A 19,283-nucleotide genomic window follows, 5' to 3' on the forward strand; every position below is an offset into this window, starting at 1 on the left:
TTTATGACACTAAAACTCTGCATATTCGAAAAATAAAATTCCAATGAGCTGTACTTTCCAATTCCACAAAGCCCCTGAACATTTACTGAAAGCACTGCATGAAGTCATTCCGCATTGTGAATTACATGCACAACAGTTGCCTGAAACCCCGATTTCTCTATGGTTGATTCCACCGGTATTTCCAACAGATAAGTTGGATGATGAAGTCATTCGTCGTATATGGAATGATACGCCGTATTGGATCTTTTGTTGGGCTTCAGGGCTTGCAATGGCGCAGTGGTTGTTGGCAGAGCCGCATCATGTCAAAGATAAAGTGGTGTTGGACTTTGGTGCAGGTTCAGGCGTGGTGGCGATTGCAGCAAAAATGGCAGGGGCGAAACGCGTGATCTGTTGTGACATCGACCAAGTGAGCCTAGATGCCTGCCGTGCCAATGCAGAGTTGAATAATGTTGAACTCGAATATTTGGACGATCTGTATAAAGCCGAACAAGTCGATATTTTATTGGCTGCAGATGTGCTATATGACCAATGCAACCGTTTCTTTTTGGATGAGTTTTTAAAGTTTGCTCCAGAAGTGTGGGTGGCAGACAGTCGTGTGAAAAACTTTAGTCATCCTAAATATGAAAAACTCGATGAACGTAGCGCAACAACATGGCCTGATTTGGATGAATCACCTGAGTTTCGAAATGTGAGTTTTTATAAAACCCTATAAATATTGAACCCATAAAAAAAGACGCTCAAAGCGTCTTTTTTTTGTCTTTTGAACAGCAAATTTGATTAAGAACAAGTATAACGAACCACACGTAAAGTGGCAGGGCGAGCATCGAGTGCATCGCGTGCGCCTAAGTTTTCAGAGTTACGAAGGTCTGGGGTATTTGACAGACCGAAGTTCGCACGTGTATTACCAATTTGACGGCCGTACTGGGTATTTTCCAAAGCAGGATTTGCAATTTCGTTCACGCTTAAGATTTGTAATTTATAGGTCTTTTGCGTATTTAATACTTTTTGGCAAGCACGTTGTAATTTATTGGCATCCAGTTGTTGGTTTTGGCGACCCGCTAAAGTATATGCAAGTGTTGCGCTATCTGCAGATTTGGACTCTATTTGAAAGCCCGTTTGACCATTAAAAGCACGTGGAGTGCTTTGGCAAGCAGCCATCGACATTGCAACAATACCCAAACTTAAAACTTTGTAAATATTTTTCATCATTCATTCGCCGTGTGTATTTGTATGTTCAGTATGCCATAGTCCGTCTGTCGACTCGATGGCGAAAACCAAGAAAGCCAAAGAAGTTTGATTAAATCTTTGATGCAGCCGAAACGATGAGTAGATGGAAATTGATATAAAAAAAGCTCATCAAAATAGGCTTTGATGAGCTTAAGTGTAATAGCAGGGCTGAGCGACTTAATCGTCAGTGATCATGCTATGTTTTTTCGTATCTTTCATGAAGACATACGTGATCAAAGATAAACCAATCATGAACGTAATGTAGTAGAAGAAGTAGTTTTCATGGCCTGCATTTTTGAAGCTCAAAGCCACAAGTTCTGCTGTACCACCAAAGAGTGTATTTGCAATGGCATAAGGTAATGCAACACCTAAGGCACGGATGTGTGCAGGGAACAACTCTGCTTTCACTACAGCATTAATCGCAGTATAACCAGTGACAATCACCATACCGCTCATGCAAAGCATAAATGCTGTGGTTGGGCTAGTCGTAGAACCGATGCCGTTGAAAATTGGAATGGTGAAGAGTACACCAAGCACACCAAAGGCGATCATAATTGGCTTACGACCAATTTTGTCTGAAAGCGCACCTACAGCAGGTTGTAATAGCATAAAGATGAAAATTGCAGCCGTGGTAATTTCAGTTGCTGTGGTTTTTTCAAAGCCAGACGTGTTGACCAAATACTTTTGTAAATAAGTGGTAAAGGTGTTGAACGCTAAAGTACCACCGGCAGTTAACATGATCACAGTGAAGGCTTGTTTAGGATATTTGGTAAATAACGCTAAAGCACCTGATTTTGGACCACCATTTTTAGCTTGTTCTTGAGCTTCTTTAGAGGATTGAGTTTCAACTAAACCGCGACGAATCCAGAATACCACTATAGCGAGCAACGCACCGATAAAGAACGGAACACGCCAGCCCCATTCAGTTAAAGCTTGTTCGGAGAAATTGCGTTGTAGGATAATTAAAACGCAAAGAGCCAATAGCTGACCTGAAATTAGTGTGACATATTGGAAACTTGAGAAGAAACCGCGATGGTTTTTACCTGCCATTTCAGTCAAATAGGTCGCACTAGAGCCATATTCACCGCCGACACTTAAGCCTTGGAGTAAACGCGCTAAAAGTAGAATAGCGGGTGCGAGCATCCCTACAGAATCGTAGGTTGGCGCACATGCGATCATCAGTGAGCCGACACACATCAACGATACAGACAGCGTCAAACCTGCTTTACGACCTTTACGGTCCGCATAAATACCCATGACCCATGCGCCGATTGGACGCATTAAGAAACCGAGTGCAAAGACTGCAGCTGCTTGTAAGAGTTTTACAGTATTGTCACCGTCAGGGAAAAATTGCGGTGCAAAGTAAAGGGTAAAAGCAGCGTAGACATACCAGTCGTACCATTCAACGAGGTTGCCGGCAGATCCGCCGAGGATAGATTTGACACGAGTTTTTCTATCCAATTGTTCAGGAACAACTGGCTCAGATGAGTTTGACACATCATTCTCCAAGGAATGAATGCAAAACATATCCATTTAAACTCTTTGGGAAAAGTTTAAATCAATATATTTTGTCGAAATGGGAGATGGAACTATATTTATTTAATTTATACTCCTGTTGTCGCAGAAAATCATGCGACTTTAGTCTATAAAATGCGATATTTTTGACCAGATACATTTTTCACGACTAAATGAAAAAAACAAAGCCTCATCAATTGAGGCTTTGCTTTGAAATATATTCTGTTATTAATCAGTATGATTAATAACTCCGAGGCTTAATTGGGTAGAATTAATGCTCTTGAATTTTGGAACGGTGTTTGGTGTCTTTCATAAAGACGTAGACCAATAATGAAATAAAAATCATGATGGTTACATAGATGAAGAACCATGTCTCATAGCCAGCTTCTTTAAAACTCAGCGCGAAGAATTCTGCCGTACCACCAAAGATGGTATTTGCAAGAGCATAAGGCAGTGCAACACCCAATGCGCGAATATGCGCAGGGAACATTTCTGCTTTTACAACCGCATTGATCGAGGTGTATCCCGTGACAATCACTAGACCTGCGAGACAGAGCCAAAATGCAGTCCAATAATCTTGAGTTTGTCCTAATGCACTAAATAGAACATAGGTGAACAGCACCCCTAAGATCCCAAAAGCGATCATTAAAGGCTTACGACCAATTTTATCGGATAGACCACCTGCTAGTGGTTGTAAGCACATAAAAATAAACAGTGCTAAAGTGGTGATTTGCGTGGCCTCAGGTTTACTAAAGCCAGAGGTATTGACCAGATATTTTTGCAAATAGGTGGTGTAGGTATAAAAAGCCAATGTACCCCCAGCTGTTAAAAAATAACACCGTGAATGCTTCTTTCGGATAATGCTTAAATAGAGAAAATAAGCCTGATTCAGGCTGGTCCTTTTGCTCTTGTGCATTTTTGAAGGACTGGGTTTCTAGTAGGCCACGTCGAATACGGAAAACCACTACCGCTAAACACGCACCGATAAAGAACGGAATACGCCAGCCCCAATCATGCAATTGTTCTTCTGTCAGCAACCATTGCAAAATAAGTAGTACGCACAGTGCAGTCAACTGACCTGCAATCAGTGTCACATATTGAAAGCTTGAAAAAAACCACGACGGTCACGGTCAGCCATTTCACTGAGGTAGGTCGCACTAGCGCCATATTCACCGCCGACACTTAAACCTTGAATTAGTCGTGCAACCACAAGAATAATCGGCGCCAAAATACCAATTTGGTCATGCGTTGGAGAAATGGCAATCATCAATGAGCCGATACACATGAGTGTGACGGAGAGGGTTAAACCTGACTTTCGACCTTTTTTGTCTGAATAGATCCCCATAATCCATGCACCAATGGGTCGCATGAGGAAACCGACTGCAAAGATGGCCGCAGCTTGGAGAAGCTGTGCAGTCTGGCTACCTTGAGGGAAAAAAGCATGGGCGAAATAGAGGGTGAATGCTGCATAGACATACCAATCGTACCATTCAACAAGATTACCGGCTGAACCACCGAGAATGGATTTCACTCGGGTCTTTGTATCTAAATTTGATTGAGTAACAATTTCTTCCGTCATTTTAAAATCCATCTTTTTTTATTATGTGAAAATATCTTATGCGTATCGAAAAGCATGAAATGTAAACTAAAAAAGAGGTTTTGTTTAAAAAGTGTACAAATCAACAACTTGTCATGAATTTTGCTTTGAATAATGGTTTGGGCCTTAAAATGATTGATTTCATACTTGAGCCAGCAGGCTTTTAAACGTACATTTAAAATATAACTTCTCATTTATTGAAGGATATAAAAAACTCAGCGTACAGATATCTTGATCAAAATAGGTACTTGATCAAAAAAGCATGATCAATGAGAAAAATAATAAAGCAAAGAAAACGAAGCATTGTTGAATAAAAAGACATAGCGGGAGGGAGCGATGAATACACAACAACAATCAATATATGACATGGTGGTCATTGGTGGTGGAATAAATGGTGTTGGTATTGCCTGTGATGCAGCGGGGCGGGGTTTAAGTGTTTTGCTCTGTGAAAAAGACGATCTCGCGAGCCACACTTCATCTGCAAGTAGCAAATTAATTCATGGTGGTCTGCGCTATTTGGAACATAAAGAATTTCGTTTGGTACGTGAAGCACTGGCAGAACGCGAAGTTCTGCTTAAAAAAGCCCCTCATATTATTCGACCGATGCGTTTTATCATGCCACATGAACCGCACTTACGTCCGGCTTGGCTGATTCGGACTGGATTATTCTTTTATGATTATTTGGGTAAGCGAGAACAGCTTTCAGGCTCAAATGGTATTGAATTTGATGTGGAAGCTAGTCCTTTAGCATCCAAATTTACCCGAGGGTTCGAATATTCCGATTGTGCAGTAGATGACGCACGCTTAGTTGTACTCAATGCAATACAAGCACGAGAACATGGTGCACAGATTCTGACTCGAACAGAATGTTTAAATGCATATAGTAAAGGTGGAATTTGGCAGGTATGTCTAAAAAATGCCAAGGGATTGCAAAATGTGCAGGCTAAAGTCTTGGTGAATGCGGCAGGTCCTTGGGTCGCTGACTTTATAAAACAGGGGTTAAAGCAAGAGTCACCTTATGGTATACGGCTGATACAGGGTAGTCATATCATTGTTCCAAAACTTTTTGAGGGTGATAAAGCTTTTATTATGCAAAATGATGATCATCGCATTGTCTTTGCGATCCCTTATTTAGAACAATTTACCCTGATCGGCACGACAGATCGTGAATATCACGCAGACCCAAATCGAGTAAAGATAAGCCAAGAAGAAATCGATTACTTGCTTGATGTGTCAAATGATCACTTTAAAACTCAATTGACGCAAACGGACATCATTTCAACTTATTCAGGTGTGCGTCCGCTGTGTGATGATGAGTCAGATAATCCAGCCGCAGTCACGCGAGATTATACTTTGGCACTGACCGATGTAGAAGGGGCTGCATTACTTTCAATCTTTGGTGGCAAACTTACCACTTACCGAAAACTAGCAGAAGCGGCATTAGATCAGCTTAAAACGGTTTTTCATCATCGATCCAAACCTTGGACTGCTGATGCAACATTGCCTGGTGCGGAAAATTTAGAATCAATCGAGCAGTTGATAGCTGAAATCCAACAAAAAGTGCGAGGGGTTTCGATCAGTCTAGCCAGTCGTTGGGCACATGCTTATGGAACACGTGTTTGGGCTTTACTGAATCATTTAACTTCGATTGATGAATTGGGTCAAAACTTTGGACATGGTTTGTATGCTCAAGAAGTGGATTATTTAGTTGAGCAGGAGTGGGCGAGAAGTTCTGAAGATATTTTGCAAAGACGGACAAAGTTATATTTGCAATTCAGTGCAGCTGAAGTTGATGTTTTGGATGAATACTTAATGGCAATACGAATAAAGCAAAAAGCTCAAGATGTGGCTTAGTTGATATAAAAAAAGACCGCGCAAGGCGGTCTTTTAAATCTTCCTTAATCCCTCTTTTAAAGGAGGGAAATTAAAGGCCAATTAAGCAGATTTTTTTACAGCTTCTAAAAGTTCGTCTTGACGTACTTTAAGTGCTTTTGGTAAGCGATCACCAAGTTTGTTGAACAATTCAGTGTGGCTTTCAAGTTCTTTGATCCATTGATCTTTATCTTGAGAAGTTACAAGCTCGAATTGCTCTTTAGTGAAGTCTGAACCAGTCCAGTTCAATTGTTCGTATGTTGGAACAAGGCCGATAGGTGTTTCAACAGCGTCTGCACGACCTTCACAACGGTCAATGATCCACTCAAGAACACGCATGTTTTGACCGAAACCAGGCCATACAAAGTTACCTTCAGCATCACGACGGAACCAGTTCACGTTGTAGATACCAGGAAGTTTATTGCCAGCAGCTTTAGCTTTAGCAGCAACTTCTTCACCAAGTTCTAACCAGTGAGAGAAGTAGTCAGCCATGTTGTAACCCGCAAATGGAAGCATTGCGAATGGGTCACGACGAACGATACCTTGTTGACCAACAGCAGCAGCAGTTGTTTCAGAGCCCATAGTTGCAGCTTTGTAAACACCGTCAACCCAGTCAAATGCTTCTGAAATTAGAGGCACTGTGTCTGCACGACGACCACCGAAGATGAACGCAGAAATTGGAACACCTGCTGGATTTTCCCAGTCAGCATCAATAGAAGGACACTGACCAGCTGAAACAGTGAAACGAGCATTTGGATGAGCTGCTTTTTCTTCGCCGGTGTGTGGTTGACCTTTCCAGTTAGTTAGATTAGCAGGTACTTCTTTAGAAAGACCTTCCCACCATACTTCACCGTTGTCAGTTACAGCAACGTTAGTATAGATTACGTCTTTATGAAGAGTCGCCATACAGTTCGGGTTAGTCTTGGTATTTGTACCAGGTGCTACACCGAAGAAACCAGCTTCAGGGTTGATTGCATATAAACGACCATCTTCACCTGGTTTGATCCAAGCAATATCATCACCTACAGTTTCAATTTTCCAACCTTCGTAACCCGCTGGTGGAATCAACATCGCGAAGTTTGTTTTACCACACGCAGAAGGGAATGCAGCTGCGATGTAGTGTTTTTCGCCTTGTGGGTTTGTCACGCCAAGGATGAGCATGTGTTCAGCTAACCAACCTTGTTGACGACCCATAGAAGATGCAATACGTAAAGCTAGGCATTTTTTACCCAACAATGCGTTACCGCCGTAACCAGAACCGTAAGACCAGATTTCACGAGTTTCTGGGTAATGAACGATGTATTTTTCAGGGTTGCAAGGCCAAGCAACGTCTTTTTGACCTTCTTCAAGCGGAGCACCAACAGTGTGTACGCAAGGAATGAAGTCACCGTCAGTACCAAGTACGTCATAAACAGCTTTACCCATACGAGCCATTTTAGACATGCTTACAGCAACGTAAGGAGAATCAGTAAGTTCGATACCGATGTGAGCAATATGAGAACCTAAAGGACCCATAGAGAAAGGAACAACGTACAAAGTACGGCCTTTCATTGAACCGTCAAATAAACCATTCAGACGAGCACGCATTTCAGCTGGAGCTTCCCAGTTGTTTGTTGCGCCTGCATCTTCTTGTTTTTCAGAACAGATGTAAGTACGACCTTCAACACGAGCAACGTCAGAAGGATCAGAATTAGCAAGGTAAGAACCAGGATGTTTTTCTTGGTTAAGTTCTTGCATAGTGCCGTTAGCGATCATCAAGTCGATATAACGTTGATATTCTTCTGCGCTACCGTCACACCATTCGATTTTTGCTGGTTTGGTTAATTTGGCAATTTCTTCCACCCAAGCAATTAGCTTAGGGTGACGAACGAATTCTGGTGCGTTCACTTGGGTCATGGTGAGGCCTATCTCAAAAATGTACTAACCGTACAAAGTATAATCTGCATCATGGGTTACATCATGCAGATAAAAGATGAAAAAAAGTGGCTGTATTAAAGCATAAAATCATAAAAAAAATAAGACTAAAGAAGTGGTAGATTTTTTTTGGTAGTTAATGCTATTTAAGTTAAATGTAAATAAAATACAATAACTTAATAGATTTTATCGCGAATTTTAACTTTATTTATTAACGTGATGGACAATATTTTATATAGTTATTTTTAATAAAAACAAAAAGTTGCATGTAATTGATATTTGAGAATTATTATTGATTAAATAAATGGTGGTAATTCGATTTTTACATAAAGGCGCTATTATTTGCTGTTAAATTCGACAAAATACAATACTAAGCGGCCAAGATGTATAAAAAGTGATTAAACAAGCCAAGCCTTTATCTATTATCTATAATAAAAAATCAGGATTTCATGCTGCAAACAAAGATGAAGTCTACGAGGAACTTGTGCGGATATTATCCGATCATAATTTCGAAATACAGTCATTTGAGCTTGGGCAGGAAGCGAGTTTTGATACTTTAATGAGCAAGGTATTTGCACGCCATAAAGACCCTGATAATTTGGGTGTTGTGGTTGCTGCAGGTGGTGATGGAACCTTAAATGCTGTTGCTCATCAGTTGATGCATACCGATATTCCTATGGGGGTCTTACCTTTGGGCACATTTAATTATGTGGCGCGGGTACTCAATATTCCTCTCGATTTAATTCAAGCGGCACAGGTGATTGCGACAGGCAATAATCGGCAGGTACATGTGGCGCAAATCAATGAACATATCTATTTAAACAATGCCAGTTTGGGCTTGTATCCTTTATTTATACAAAAAAGAGAGTTTTATAATCAAAAGTTTGGTCGTTTCCCATTACATGCTTATACCTCAGGTTTGGATGTGCTCATTCGAGATCGTAAAGAGCTGAAATTGGAAATCGAAGTGGATCATCATATTTATCCAGTCAAAACGCCCTTGATCTTTTTTGGCAATAATCAATTGCAATTGGCCGATTTAAACTTGCAAATTGCTAAGGATGCAGAGGCAGGTAAAGTTGCAGGTGTGGTGGTCGCAAAAAGTGATAAGAAAACGTTATTTAAAATTTTATGGCAGTTAATCCGTGGCAATATCGACAATGCACCAGATGTGTATAGTTTCGCCGCTGATGAAGTCACCATACATACCCAACGAAAAAAAATGACCGTTGCTGTGGATGGTGAGATTGTAGAAATGAAACCGCCGCTTAAAATTCGAGTGCAAAAACAAGCCTTAAAGATACGGGTGCCACATGATACTGCATCTGTCTGATCTGCATTTTGGCACTGAAAAGCTAGAGTGTATGCGCGCTATTCAACAATTTTGTCACGAACAGCGTATCGAGGCCGTGGTTGCGAGTGGGGACTTAACCCAACGTGCGCGCTATCGTCAGTTTTATGTATGTAAGCAATTTTTAGAAAGCTTAAAGCTGCCTTATATCGTTGTGCCGGGGAATCATGATATTCCGCTATATCATTTATGGAACCGTGTTTTTAGTCCTTTTGCACGTTATCAACTTTTTTTTGGTGCCATGGAAAATGTACTGGAAACCGAGCATTTTTATTTAATTGGGATCAATAGTATTCGCCGTCGTTACCATACGCGAGGGCATGTATCGCTGGAGCAAATACATCATGTCGATGAATTACTTAAACATGCGCCGCCCAATAAAGTAAAATTAATCATAGCGCATCAACCTTTTTATACGCCGCCCAATGACCCGCATGGTGTGAAAGATTGTCCTGTTCAAGGGCGTTTGGCACTCGAACAGTGGAGTCAACACGGTTTAAATGGTTTATTGCATGGACATTTACATGTTCCAGCCAGCTATGACCTCAATCAGATTTATGCTTTAGGTGCTGCGCATCCAGTTTGGGATATTCATGCTGGAACTGCAACGTCATATCGCCTACACGAGAACCTTGCCAACAGTTTTAATGTCATTGATGAGCAGATGAATGTGCAGCATTATTTTTATAATTCAAAGTTAAAAATATTCGAAGAAAATCTTAGTACTCATATTTTGGATGAGCTTTAATCCTTTAAATTTAAATTTTGAAGAAAAAAAATACAAAAAAATGAAAAAAATTAAATTTTGCCCTTGAAGGGTTTTTTTCCATCCCCACAAAAGTGTCATCTAAATTATTTTTTGTCGATGGCTTACGGAAATCAAAATGTCATCGTCTTTTATCTAGTAAATAGACTTAGTCTGGAGTTAACTATGAGCAATATTCGTCCTTTGCATGACAACGTTGTGATTCGCCGTGTTGAAAAGGAAACTAAAACTGCTGGTGGTCTTATTTTAAGTACTTCAGCAGCTGAACAACCTGCTCAAGGCGAAGTAATCGCTGTAGGTAATGGCAAAGTAACTGACAATGGCGTACGTGCATTAGACGTTAAAGTTGGTGACAACGTATTGTTTGGCACTTATGCCGGTACAAAAGTAAAAGTAGCAGGCGAAGAGCTTCTTATTATGAAAGAGTCTGACATCTTAGCGGTACTTGAAGCTTAAGTTTCGTACACGCATTTAGACCCTTTTATTCATCATAAATTGTTAAAAATTTTAAAAAGATTCGGAGTTAGACATGTCAGCTAAAGATGTAAAATTTGGTGATTCAGCGCGTTCAAAAATGATCGCGGGTGTAAATGTACTTGCAGATGCTGTAAAAGTGACTTTAGGTCCTAAAGGCCGTAACGTTGTCATCGACCGTTCTTTCGGTGCGCCGCACATCACTAAAGATGGTGTTTCTGTTGCTAAAGAAATCACGTTAAAAGACAAGTTTGAAAACATGGGCGCTCAGCTAGTTCGTGAAGTGTCTTCAAAAACCAACGACATCGCAGGTGACGGTACAACAACTGCAACTGTTCTTGCACAAGCAATCCTTAATGAAGGGATTAAATCAGTAACTGCGGGTATGAACCCAATGGATCTTAAACGCGGTATCGATATCGCGGTTAAAGCTGTAGTTGCTGAAATTAAAGCGACTGCAAAACCTGCATCTGACTCTAAAGCGATTGAACAAGTAGGTTCTATTTCTGCGAACTCTGACACCACTGTTGGTAAACTTATTGCTCAAGCAATGGAAAAAGTCGGTAAAGAGGGTGTAATTACAGTTGAAGAGGGTTCAGGCTTTGAAGATTCTCTAGATGTTGTAGAGGGTATGCAGTTTGACCGTGGTTACATCAGCCCGTACTTTGCAAACAAACAAGATACACTAACAGCTGAACTTGAAAACCCATACATTCTTCTTGTTGATAAAAAAATCAGCAACATCCGCGAATTAATTGCTGTACTTGAAGCTGTTGCTAAAACAGGTAAACCGCTTCTTATCATTGCTGAAGATGTTGAAGGTGAAGCACTTGCAACTCTTGTTGTAAACAACATGCGTGGCATTATCAAAGTTTGTGCTGTTAAAGCACCTGGTTTTGGTGATCGTCGTAAAGCGATGCTTCAAGACATCGCGATTTTAACTGGCGCGACTGTAGTTTCTGAAGAGGTTGGTATGTCTTTAGACCAAACTACACTTGAGCACTTAGGTACAGCTCATAAAGTTACTGTTTCTAAAGAAAACACAGTAATTGTTGATGGTGCAGGTGTTGCAGAGCAAATTGCTGAACGTGTAACTCAAATTCGTGCTCAAATTGAAGAATCAACTTCAGAATACGACAAAGAAAAACTTCAAGAACGCGTTGCTAAATTGGCAGGCGGTGTTGCTGTAATCAAAATCGGCGCTGCAACTGAAGTTGAAATGAAAGAGAAGAAAGATCGCGTTGACGATGCACTTCATGCAACTCGTGCTGCAGTTGAAGAAGGTGTTGTAGCAGGTGGTGGTGTTGCACTAGTACGTGCTGCAAAAGCACTTGAAGGTGTGTCTGGTGCTAATGATGACCAAAATGTTGGTATCAACATTTTACGTCGTGCAATTGAAGCGCCGCTTCGTCAAATCGTTGCAAACTCTGGTGATGAGCCATCAGTTGTAATCAATGCTGTGAAAAACGGTGAAGGTAACTTCGGTTATAACGCTGCAACTTCAGAGTATGGCGATATGCTTGAAATGGGTATTCTTGACCCAGCTAAAGTAACGCGTTCTGCGCTTGAGCATGCTGCATCTGTTGCAGGTCTTATGCTTACAACTGAATGTATGATTACTGAAATCCCAGAAGACAAACCTGCTATGCCTGATATGGGCGGTATGGGCGGCATGGGCGGTATGATGTAATTCATACTGATCATCCGATCTAAAAAATCCCCGCTACTTGCGGGGATTTTTTTATAACAATCCTAGTTAGAGTAAAACACTAATCAAGCTTTTTAGTGAGCTGGAAATTAAATTCAGGCATTTCCAATTTTTCACCTTTATCACCACGAAGCTCAATAAAGTTTTCGCCTACAAAATAAATTCGATTGTCGCCTTGGGCATCAAGTTGAATCATCCCAGGTTGATCTGGCAAAAACTTAAAACTGCCTTTCACTTTATTTTCAGTGTTTGCAGCTTTACCTAAAAACTCTTGGCTAAGCTCATAGCTTTTATCGAGTTTGAGTTCAAGCTCAGTTTCAATCCCTTTGCAATCATGGCAAGGCAGAATTCCTTTATATTCACCTGCCCAATCAAGTGCATTTTCGGTGTTATCACCTGTGGCAATCGGGCTTTCTGAGGCAGCGTCCGTATTGGCAATGACATTATTATCTGGTGGTGTCGCAGTTTCAGATTCATTGCTGGTTTTTGAACATGCCGTTAGGGTTGCACTGACCATACAGAGAGCGAGCATTAGTTTTTTCATGAGATTTATACACCGTATGTACCCAATATAATGCTAAGCGTGACTTTTATTGCTCAAGAAAAATAGCCTATTCCTGTTAACAATTGTGTGTTTGGTTAATACATCAAAACAGACATTTGATTTTTAAAATTCGTAAATAGTGAAATATTGGTGATTTTACCTAAAAGTGAACGCTAAAGGACATTTATATATTAATTGGTGAATAACTGAACAATATAGGCTTTTATAATTATTTTGCGTTGTTAAACTCTGCAGCATAGAAAAAACTGTCGGTGCAAATTGTGTTTGAAAAAACAGCGGAAAAAAGTCTGAACTTAATGGGGTGGCAAATTGATAACCATTGGGATTTAAATATCGACCAATGTGTCATGATTGCAGCGCCACATACCAGTAATTGGGATGCACTTTATGCACGCCTTGCCCTGAAAGCTTTAGGGGTTAATGTTCGTATCACGATTAAAGACAGTTATATGAAATTCCCGTTTGGGCCTTTTGTACGTGCCATGGGTGGAATTGGTATTAATCGACGTCCAAAACAAGATGGTGAAGCACGTCAAAGTATGGTTGAGCTGATGGCTGACTTGTTCAAGCATCATCCAAAATTGGTCATGTTGGTGACGCCAGAAGGGACACGCGCCAAACAAGAGAAGTGGAAAACCGGTTTTTATCATGTTGCCATGCAAGCAGGTGTACCGATTGCTTTAGCCTATATGGACTATGCGCAGAAAAAAACGGGTGTGGGTAAAATTGTTTATCCTACAGGCGATTATGAAAAAGATATGGCTGAAATCATGGATTTTTACGCGCAAATTCATGCCAAATTTCCTGAAAAATTCAGTGTCGATACACGCTATTACTAATCTAACCATCCAATAAAAAAGGACAGCATCGGCTGTCCTTTTTACGTTTAGATGATTTTGTTTAGACTTTTATATTGAATTTAATCATGAAAATCGGGATGGATACCGCCCAGATTTTGACATGCCGCCTTATAAATAATGTATTGCTGGTCAACCACATCGATGAGCGGAATACGAAATAACTTTTCGCCTTGCTTATAGCTATCGATATAAGACACGACTTTTTGTTTGCTTGATGCCAGTTTTTCTTCATGAAAACTTGTAATCGAGCTATGAGTCATATGTGAACTTTCAATATTATTGCATTGAAAATGTGAGAGTAGTTTTTCAGCTTTTTTAATTTCGCTGGACGTGCCAAACATACAGCCGCTAAGCAGAGTTACACCTGCAAGCAGGATGAACTTTTTCATGGTTTTATTTTAAGCAAAATTATGAGGTGCAATATTCTATTAATTTTCGTCAGAAAAATTAATTACTTTTTTACCATTTGGCTAATTTTTATTTAAATGTGAACTGTGTCATTGTTACAAGATGTGAATATCTAACTGAGAAGGGGTTTTTCTAGAATGATTTGGACAAATATCTTTAGGTTTTGAGTCATCAGGTTAAGATACTCATCGTTACCAAAAAGCAGCCTGAAGAAAATAATAGCCCTAACACGATATGCTTAAATTGGCGTTCTGAAATGCGATAAAAAAGTTTGGCACCAAAAATCACTGGAAAAGCCATAATCACCAACAGCACGGCTAAATAGGGCAGATGTTCACGATGGATGATCCCTTGTAGCAGATAGCTGATGAGTGTAACGAGCTGAATGGCTAAATTGAAATGTCGCAAAATATAGCGTTGTTCTGCTTTGGGTGTATTTTTCAGCATGAGCCATGCAGAGGGTAATGCACCACAAAAGCCTCCAAGACCACCCAAGATTCCAGCAATATATCCAATACTAGAATCCGCCCATTTCCCTGATTTTTGGATGAATGAAAATTTAGGATTAAAAAATAAAATTGGGCACCAAAACATTAAAAAAGCGCCCAAAACCAATTTAAATGTATCTGGATTAATGCTGTCTAATAAATACGTACCGAGCGGTACACCTAAAATTCCTGCAATTAAATAGGGATAAATGATTTTTTTATTGATCGGAATGCTTTTGCGTTCTGATGATAATGAAATGAAGTGGCTATAAACTGAAGCGCAGACCACCAAGGGTGCGGCTATTTGAGGGGGGAGTATCCAAACCCAAAATGACATTGCGATAAGGGCGAATGCAAACCCTGTTAATCCTTGTATGAATCCCGCAAAGATGGCACCAAGAATAAAAAACAGCCAAGTCATTAAATTACAGCTTTGAAATACGTGGCGCTATTGTAGTGAATTTTTCTATATAAATGTGGCTGACTGAACAAATGTAGCAAAATTGGATGTCAAATGATGAATAAAACATGAATGTTTAAATACAGCAGATGTACACAGACTTCCGATTGAATTCATTTCGATAAGTGAAAATGCTCTTCATCAAAGAGGAGTGCTACACATGCTTAAACAAGTTGCTTTGCTATCTGTGGTTGCAGTTACATTTACAGGGTGTGTCGTGGCGCCATTTGATGATGGCCGATACCATTCGAATCAATATGGCTATGCAAATCAATATGGTTATTCAGGTCAATATGGTGGTTCATACGGACAGCGTTATGACCGTTCATATGGTCGAGTGAATAGCCCGCAACATCGACCAAACTCACCACGACCGAATTCGAATAGCCGTCCAGACGATACTCATAAACCGAATGTACAGAAACCTTCATCTCAGCATCCGTCAAATGTGCATCGTCCAAGCGCAAAGCCTCAGACGCCAGCTAAACCCAATACAAGTAAGCCCCAGCAGCAAAAACCACAGCAACAACGTCCTAAAGTAACGCCCGTGGATAAAGCTAAAACCCCAGGTGGATTTAACAGCCAGCGTCCACTTCGACCACAGGTTTAATGATTTTCAAGTAATAAAAAAGGACGCATTAACGTCCTTTTTTGTGTGCATTTACATTAAGCCTTTTTATATAAGCCTGCACGTACCGTACCTGCTTTGGTTTGTTTAATTTGCTGCCAACTGCTCGGGAGTTTTAACTGAGCAAGATCACGATCAGCTTCGATATAAATTAAACCATTGTCTGCAATGCAGGGATCGACCAATTCAGCAAGTTCTTGCCATAAATCAAGACTATACGGTGGATCTAAGAAAATCAGATCAAATTGATCTTTCAAATTAGGAATGGCTTGTTGAGCCGTCATGTTTTTGAGTTGCACACGTTGTTTGCTCACCCTTAAGAGTTCTAAATTGTCCATGAGAAACTTCGCTTGGGTGCGATCAGGTTCAATTAAAACGGCTTCTGCTGCACCACGTGAGAGTGCTTCAAACGATAATGCCCCTGAACCTGTACAGAGGTCGAGGACTTTGGCATTTTGAACATCCCACATGAGCCAGTTAAATAATGTCTCGCGGACACGGTCAGGTGTAGGGCGTAAACCGTCAATACTGGCAAAAGGTAATTGACGACGCTTCCATTCACCACCAATGATTCTTAATTGATTTTTCATGAATTATTCCTCATCGGTTGCATGTGCTGCACTGGCAGCACGAGGTGTTGTATTTACACTATTCGGTTGTTGAGTGGCACTGTTGTTCTGCTGAGCTGTTGGGCTCGCATTTGGATCGGCTGATAAAATATTCGAGCCGCTTGGTAATTCACTTGGTTTTAGACCTGCAGTCATAAGACCACCGCTAATTTGATGGCTAGCAGGACGAATTGGATTCTTTTTACGTGTTAATAACCAGTAGTCAAACATCGGTTTCGCAATTTGAGCAGCAGAACCACCGTGACGACCATTTTCCCAAACGACGGCAATGGCAATTTCAGGTTTTTCCGCAGGGGCAAAACCAACAAATAAACCATGGTCAAGCTGACGCTCTGTCAATAAGGACTCGTTATAACGTTTACCTTGGGCAATACTTTTAACCTGTGCGGTCCCTGTTTTACCTGCTATTTGATACATTGGGGTACGAATACCACGACCGGTCCCTGTTTGAACCACATCAATCATGGCATCACGCATTTTGATCCAATCATCTGGCTTACCATTAAATTGAATGCGACCATTCGGGGCGTTATGGACTTTATGGACTTTAGCACCTTTACTTTCACGCAAAACGTGAGGTGTAACATGAGAGCCTTGATTTGCGGTAATGGCTGTCGCCATCGCCAGTTGTAATGGTGTTGCAGTAAATGCACCCTGACCAATACTGACAGAAATAGTTTCACCTTTGAGCCAGTTGGACTTCCGTGTGCGGAGCTTCCATTCAGGATTTGGATATAGCCCCGTACTTTCACTTGGTAAATCTACACCGGTTTTTTCACCGAAGCCAAACTGACGCATCCACGTATTCATTTTTTCAATGCCCATACGATAGGACAAGACATAGAAATAGGTATCGCAGGAAACGACTTGAGCTTTGTGTAAATTAACTGAGCCATGACCAGTTTTTTTGTGGTCACGGAAACGATGGCTGTCACCCGGAAGCGTGAAATAGCCCGGATCTGAAATGGCAGTACTCCAGTCCACTAGACCATAATGAATACCACCCAGACCAAACATCGGTTTGATCGTTGAACCTGGAGGATAAGCCCCTTGTACAGCACGGTTATATAAAGGTTGATCGAGGCTATCACGCAGTTCAGAATAATCTTTACTGCTAATGCCAGTAACAAATAAATTGGGGTTAAAACTAGGACTGGACACAAGAGCAAGAATTTCTCCAGTACGTGGGTCAATCGCCACAATTGCACCACGTCGATCTGCAAGCTGCTCTGAAGCGACCATTTGCAGTCCATAATCTAGGGATAAATATAAGTCATTACCACGAATCGGATCTTTACGACCTAGATGACGTAACACATTACCAAAGGCATCGGCTTCAACCGACTCATTTCCCGGCATACCGTGTAAAAGTTCTTCGTATGATTTTTCAACGCCAATTTTACCGATTAGGTTTGAGCCAGCGTATAAATCTTTATCAATCGTTTTTAGTTCTTTGTCATTAATACGACCTACGTAGCCAATCACATGGGCAAACAGTTCGCCATGTGGATAGTAGCGAGTCATTTGGGTCTCTATATTGACACCCGGAAATTGATATTTCACCTCACTAAAACGGGCGATATCATTTTCATTTAAATTCAGTTTAATCGAAACACGTTCAGTCTTTTTAGAGGTTTTAATTCGACTTTTAAAGCGTTCGATATCTTCAGATGTAAGCTCTAATAAGGGTGTTAGGCGCTCAACAGTATCATCGATATCTTCAACATCCGCACGGCTCATGGTTGCTGAGAAAACCGGATAATTATCGGCTAATAACACGCCATTACGGTCATAGATATAACCACGAGAAGGTGCAAGTGGTTGCAGTCGAATTCGGTTTTGATCTGCCGCAGTCGAAAAGGTCTCATAACTTTTGATTTGTAAATATGCATAACGTGCCACAAGCAACAGCATAAAGAAGGAGACAATCCCTATCGAAATCACCACGCGATTACGATAAATCCGCTTTTCTTGCTGGACATTTTTTAAAGGATAATGCTGCTTCATACGCGATCGACTTAAAGACTGAGAGCTAAAATAACGGAAGAGGCATATTCTAGCGCAACTGACATTTTTTTGATAAATAAAAACGACTCTGCTGCGATCGCAGTCTATATTTTGACTTTGCAGACATGAAAAATATGGGGCTTTGTGTATAACAGTTCATATTATTCTGCTAAAGTCGAAACGTATAAAAAAGGAATATTCCAAAAAATAATACTAAGGAAGTTTGTGAAAACAATGAATAAATTATATCCATTGCTTGCATTTATGATGCTTGGAAGCATCGCACATGCCAATGACAATTCATTTTTACCTGAGGCAAAATTAACAGGTGAGGGTTATCAACCATGGAATGTTGGAGCAGGTTTTACTCAAAAAATTATTCACGTGAATGGTGAGTGGGTAAACCCATATGGCATTGCTTATGCAAAAGCTGGTGTTTTCTTGAACGATGATAAAACACCTGGCGGGCAAGTCGGCTTTCGTTACCCAGTTCATTTCACTGGCAAAGATAAAAATGGTTATTATATCGGAGCTTATGCGGGCCACATCGACTCCAAGAAAGTAGATGGTGAAGATGAAGCGCGTTTAGGTGGTGGTATCGATCTTGCTTATGTGATGTTGGGTGCCGAGCGTATTAGTACGTTTAGTGTAGGCATGGGTGCGGGTGAAAAATTAGAAGACAAATCAGGTAATGTGATTGTGGAAACCGAACCGAGACTACAAATCTCATATACTTTAAGTTTTGGTTTGTAGTGAAAATAATCAACTTTATTTTATAACCGCACTCACTGAATAAAATTAAATATGGAAGTTA

At 40.6% G+C, this 19,283-nt stretch carries 17 protein-coding genes and 1 pseudogene; 9 read left to right on the forward strand and 9 right to left on the reverse strand.

The window, feature by feature from the left end; all coding sequences use genetic code 11:
- Positions 1–43 precede the first annotated feature (43 nt).
- Positions 44–712: a methyltransferase gene (locus FTV11_RS01010; protein ID WP_180041675.1), complete on the forward strand. Its 669-nt coding sequence runs from the start codon at positions 44–46 to the stop codon at positions 710–712.
- A gap of 65 nt (positions 713–777) precedes the next feature.
- Here the strand turns inward: FTV11_RS01010 and FTV11_RS01015 are convergent, their stop codons facing one another.
- The 3 genes and pseudogenes from FTV11_RS01015 to FTV11_RS01025 all read right to left on the reverse strand — a co-directional run bounded on the left by FTV11_RS01015 (position 778) and on the right by FTV11_RS01025 (position 4,333).
- Entirely contained in the window at positions 778–1,206 is a 429-nt protein-coding gene (locus FTV11_RS01015) for a hypothetical protein (protein ID WP_078193296.1), read from the reverse strand.
- A 198-nt stretch (positions 1,207–1,404) separates the two neighbouring features.
- Entirely contained in the window at positions 1,405–2,724 is a 1,320-nt protein-coding gene (locus FTV11_RS01020; protein ID WP_078190125.1) for an MFS transporter, read from the reverse strand.
- 289 nt (positions 2,725–3,013) lie between these two features.
- A pseudogene (locus FTV11_RS01025) lies at positions 3,014–4,333 on the reverse strand (MFS transporter).
- A 342-nt stretch (positions 4,334–4,675) separates the two neighbouring features.
- Here FTV11_RS01025 and glpD point away from each other — a divergent pair.
- Positions 4,676–6,193 carry a glycerol-3-phosphate dehydrogenase gene (gene glpD / locus FTV11_RS01030; protein WP_180073231.1) on the forward strand — a complete coding sequence of 506 codons (1,518 nt, stop codon included), beginning with the start codon at positions 4,676–4,678 and terminating at the stop codon, positions 6,191–6,193.
- An 81-nt stretch (positions 6,194–6,274) separates the two neighbouring features.
- Here the strand turns inward: glpD and FTV11_RS01035 are convergent, their stop codons facing one another.
- A complete protein-coding gene (locus FTV11_RS01035; protein ID WP_180003944.1) occupies positions 6,275–8,107 on the reverse strand; it encodes a phosphoenolpyruvate carboxykinase (GTP) in 1,833 nt (610 codons plus the stop codon).
- Between the two features lie 412 nt (positions 8,108–8,519).
- Between FTV11_RS01035 and FTV11_RS01040 the strand changes: the two genes are divergently transcribed.
- The 4 genes from FTV11_RS01040 to groL all read left to right on the forward strand — a co-directional run bounded on the left by FTV11_RS01040 (position 8,520) and on the right by groL (position 12,406).
- Positions 8,520–9,458, forward strand: a complete 939-nt coding sequence (locus FTV11_RS01040) for a diacylglycerol kinase family protein (protein WP_078192968.1) — start codon at positions 8,520–8,522, stop codon at positions 9,456–9,458.
- A complete protein-coding gene (locus FTV11_RS01045; protein ID WP_180007484.1) occupies positions 9,439–10,224 on the forward strand; it encodes a metallophosphoesterase in 786 nt (261 codons plus the stop codon). Before FTV11_RS01040 ends, FTV11_RS01045 begins: the two co-directional genes overlap by 20 nt.
- 183 nt (positions 10,225–10,407) lie before the next feature.
- Complete coding sequence (gene groES, locus FTV11_RS01050) at positions 10,408–10,698, forward strand: co-chaperone GroES (RefSeq protein WP_078192966.1); 291 nt, start codon at positions 10,408–10,410, stop codon at positions 10,696–10,698.
- A 73-nt stretch (positions 10,699–10,771) separates the two neighbouring features.
- Positions 10,772–12,406, forward strand: a complete 1,635-nt coding sequence (gene groL, locus FTV11_RS01055; protein WP_078192965.1) for a chaperonin GroEL — start codon at positions 10,772–10,774, stop codon at positions 12,404–12,406.
- Positions 12,407–12,485: 79 nt separating this feature from the next.
- Here groL and FTV11_RS01060 read toward each other — a convergent pair whose 3' ends face one another.
- Positions 12,486–12,968, reverse strand: coding sequence for a copper resistance protein NlpE (locus FTV11_RS01060; protein WP_180073232.1), 483 nt, complete (start codon positions 12,966–12,968; stop codon positions 12,486–12,488).
- A gap of 281 nt (positions 12,969–13,249) precedes the next feature.
- Between FTV11_RS01060 and FTV11_RS01065 the strand changes: the two genes are divergently transcribed.
- On the forward strand, positions 13,250–13,828 hold the full coding sequence (locus tag FTV11_RS01065) for a 1-acyl-sn-glycerol-3-phosphate acyltransferase (RefSeq protein ID WP_171263760.1): 579 nt from the start codon (positions 13,250–13,252) through the stop codon (positions 13,826–13,828).
- Between the two features lie 80 nt (positions 13,829–13,908).
- Here the strand turns inward: FTV11_RS01065 and FTV11_RS01070 are convergent, their stop codons facing one another.
- Positions 13,909–14,238 carry a hypothetical protein gene (locus FTV11_RS01070; RefSeq protein ID WP_180073233.1) on the reverse strand — a complete coding sequence of 110 codons (330 nt, stop codon included), beginning with the start codon at positions 14,236–14,238 and terminating at the stop codon, positions 13,909–13,911.
- 190 nt (positions 14,239–14,428) lie between these two features.
- Positions 14,429–15,166, reverse strand: coding sequence for a sulfite exporter TauE/SafE family protein (locus FTV11_RS01075; RefSeq protein ID WP_180073234.1), 738 nt, complete (start codon positions 15,164–15,166; stop codon positions 14,429–14,431).
- A gap of 199 nt (positions 15,167–15,365) precedes the next feature.
- Here FTV11_RS01075 and FTV11_RS01080 point away from each other — a divergent pair, with 199 nt between their 5' ends.
- Entirely contained in the window at positions 15,366–15,815 is a 450-nt protein-coding gene (locus FTV11_RS01080; protein WP_168378320.1) for a hypothetical protein, read from the forward strand.
- 56 nt (positions 15,816–15,871) lie between these two features.
- Here the strand turns inward: FTV11_RS01080 and rsmD are convergent, their stop codons facing one another.
- Together rsmD and mrdA are read right to left on the reverse strand one after the other, a co-directional pair.
- A complete protein-coding gene (rsmD, locus tag FTV11_RS01085) occupies positions 15,872–16,423 on the reverse strand; it encodes a 16S rRNA (guanine(966)-N(2))-methyltransferase RsmD (RefSeq protein ID WP_168378319.1) in 552 nt (183 codons plus the stop codon).
- 3 nt (positions 16,424–16,426) lie between these two features.
- Entirely contained in the window at positions 16,427–18,469 is a 2,043-nt protein-coding gene (mrdA, locus tag FTV11_RS01090) for a penicillin-binding protein 2 (protein WP_180026661.1), read from the reverse strand.
- Positions 18,470–18,703: 234 nt separating this feature from the next.
- Between mrdA and FTV11_RS01095 the strand changes: the two genes are divergently transcribed.
- Positions 18,704–19,222 carry a hypothetical protein gene (locus tag FTV11_RS01095; protein ID WP_180073235.1) on the forward strand — a complete coding sequence of 173 codons (519 nt, stop codon included), beginning with the start codon at positions 18,704–18,706 and terminating at the stop codon, positions 19,220–19,222.
- Positions 19,223–19,283 lie beyond the last annotated feature (61 nt).

It is taken from the genome of Acinetobacter sp. YH12231 (genome assembly GCF_013417755.1).
GTDB lineage: Bacteria > Pseudomonadota > Gammaproteobacteria > Pseudomonadales > Moraxellaceae > Acinetobacter > Acinetobacter amyesii.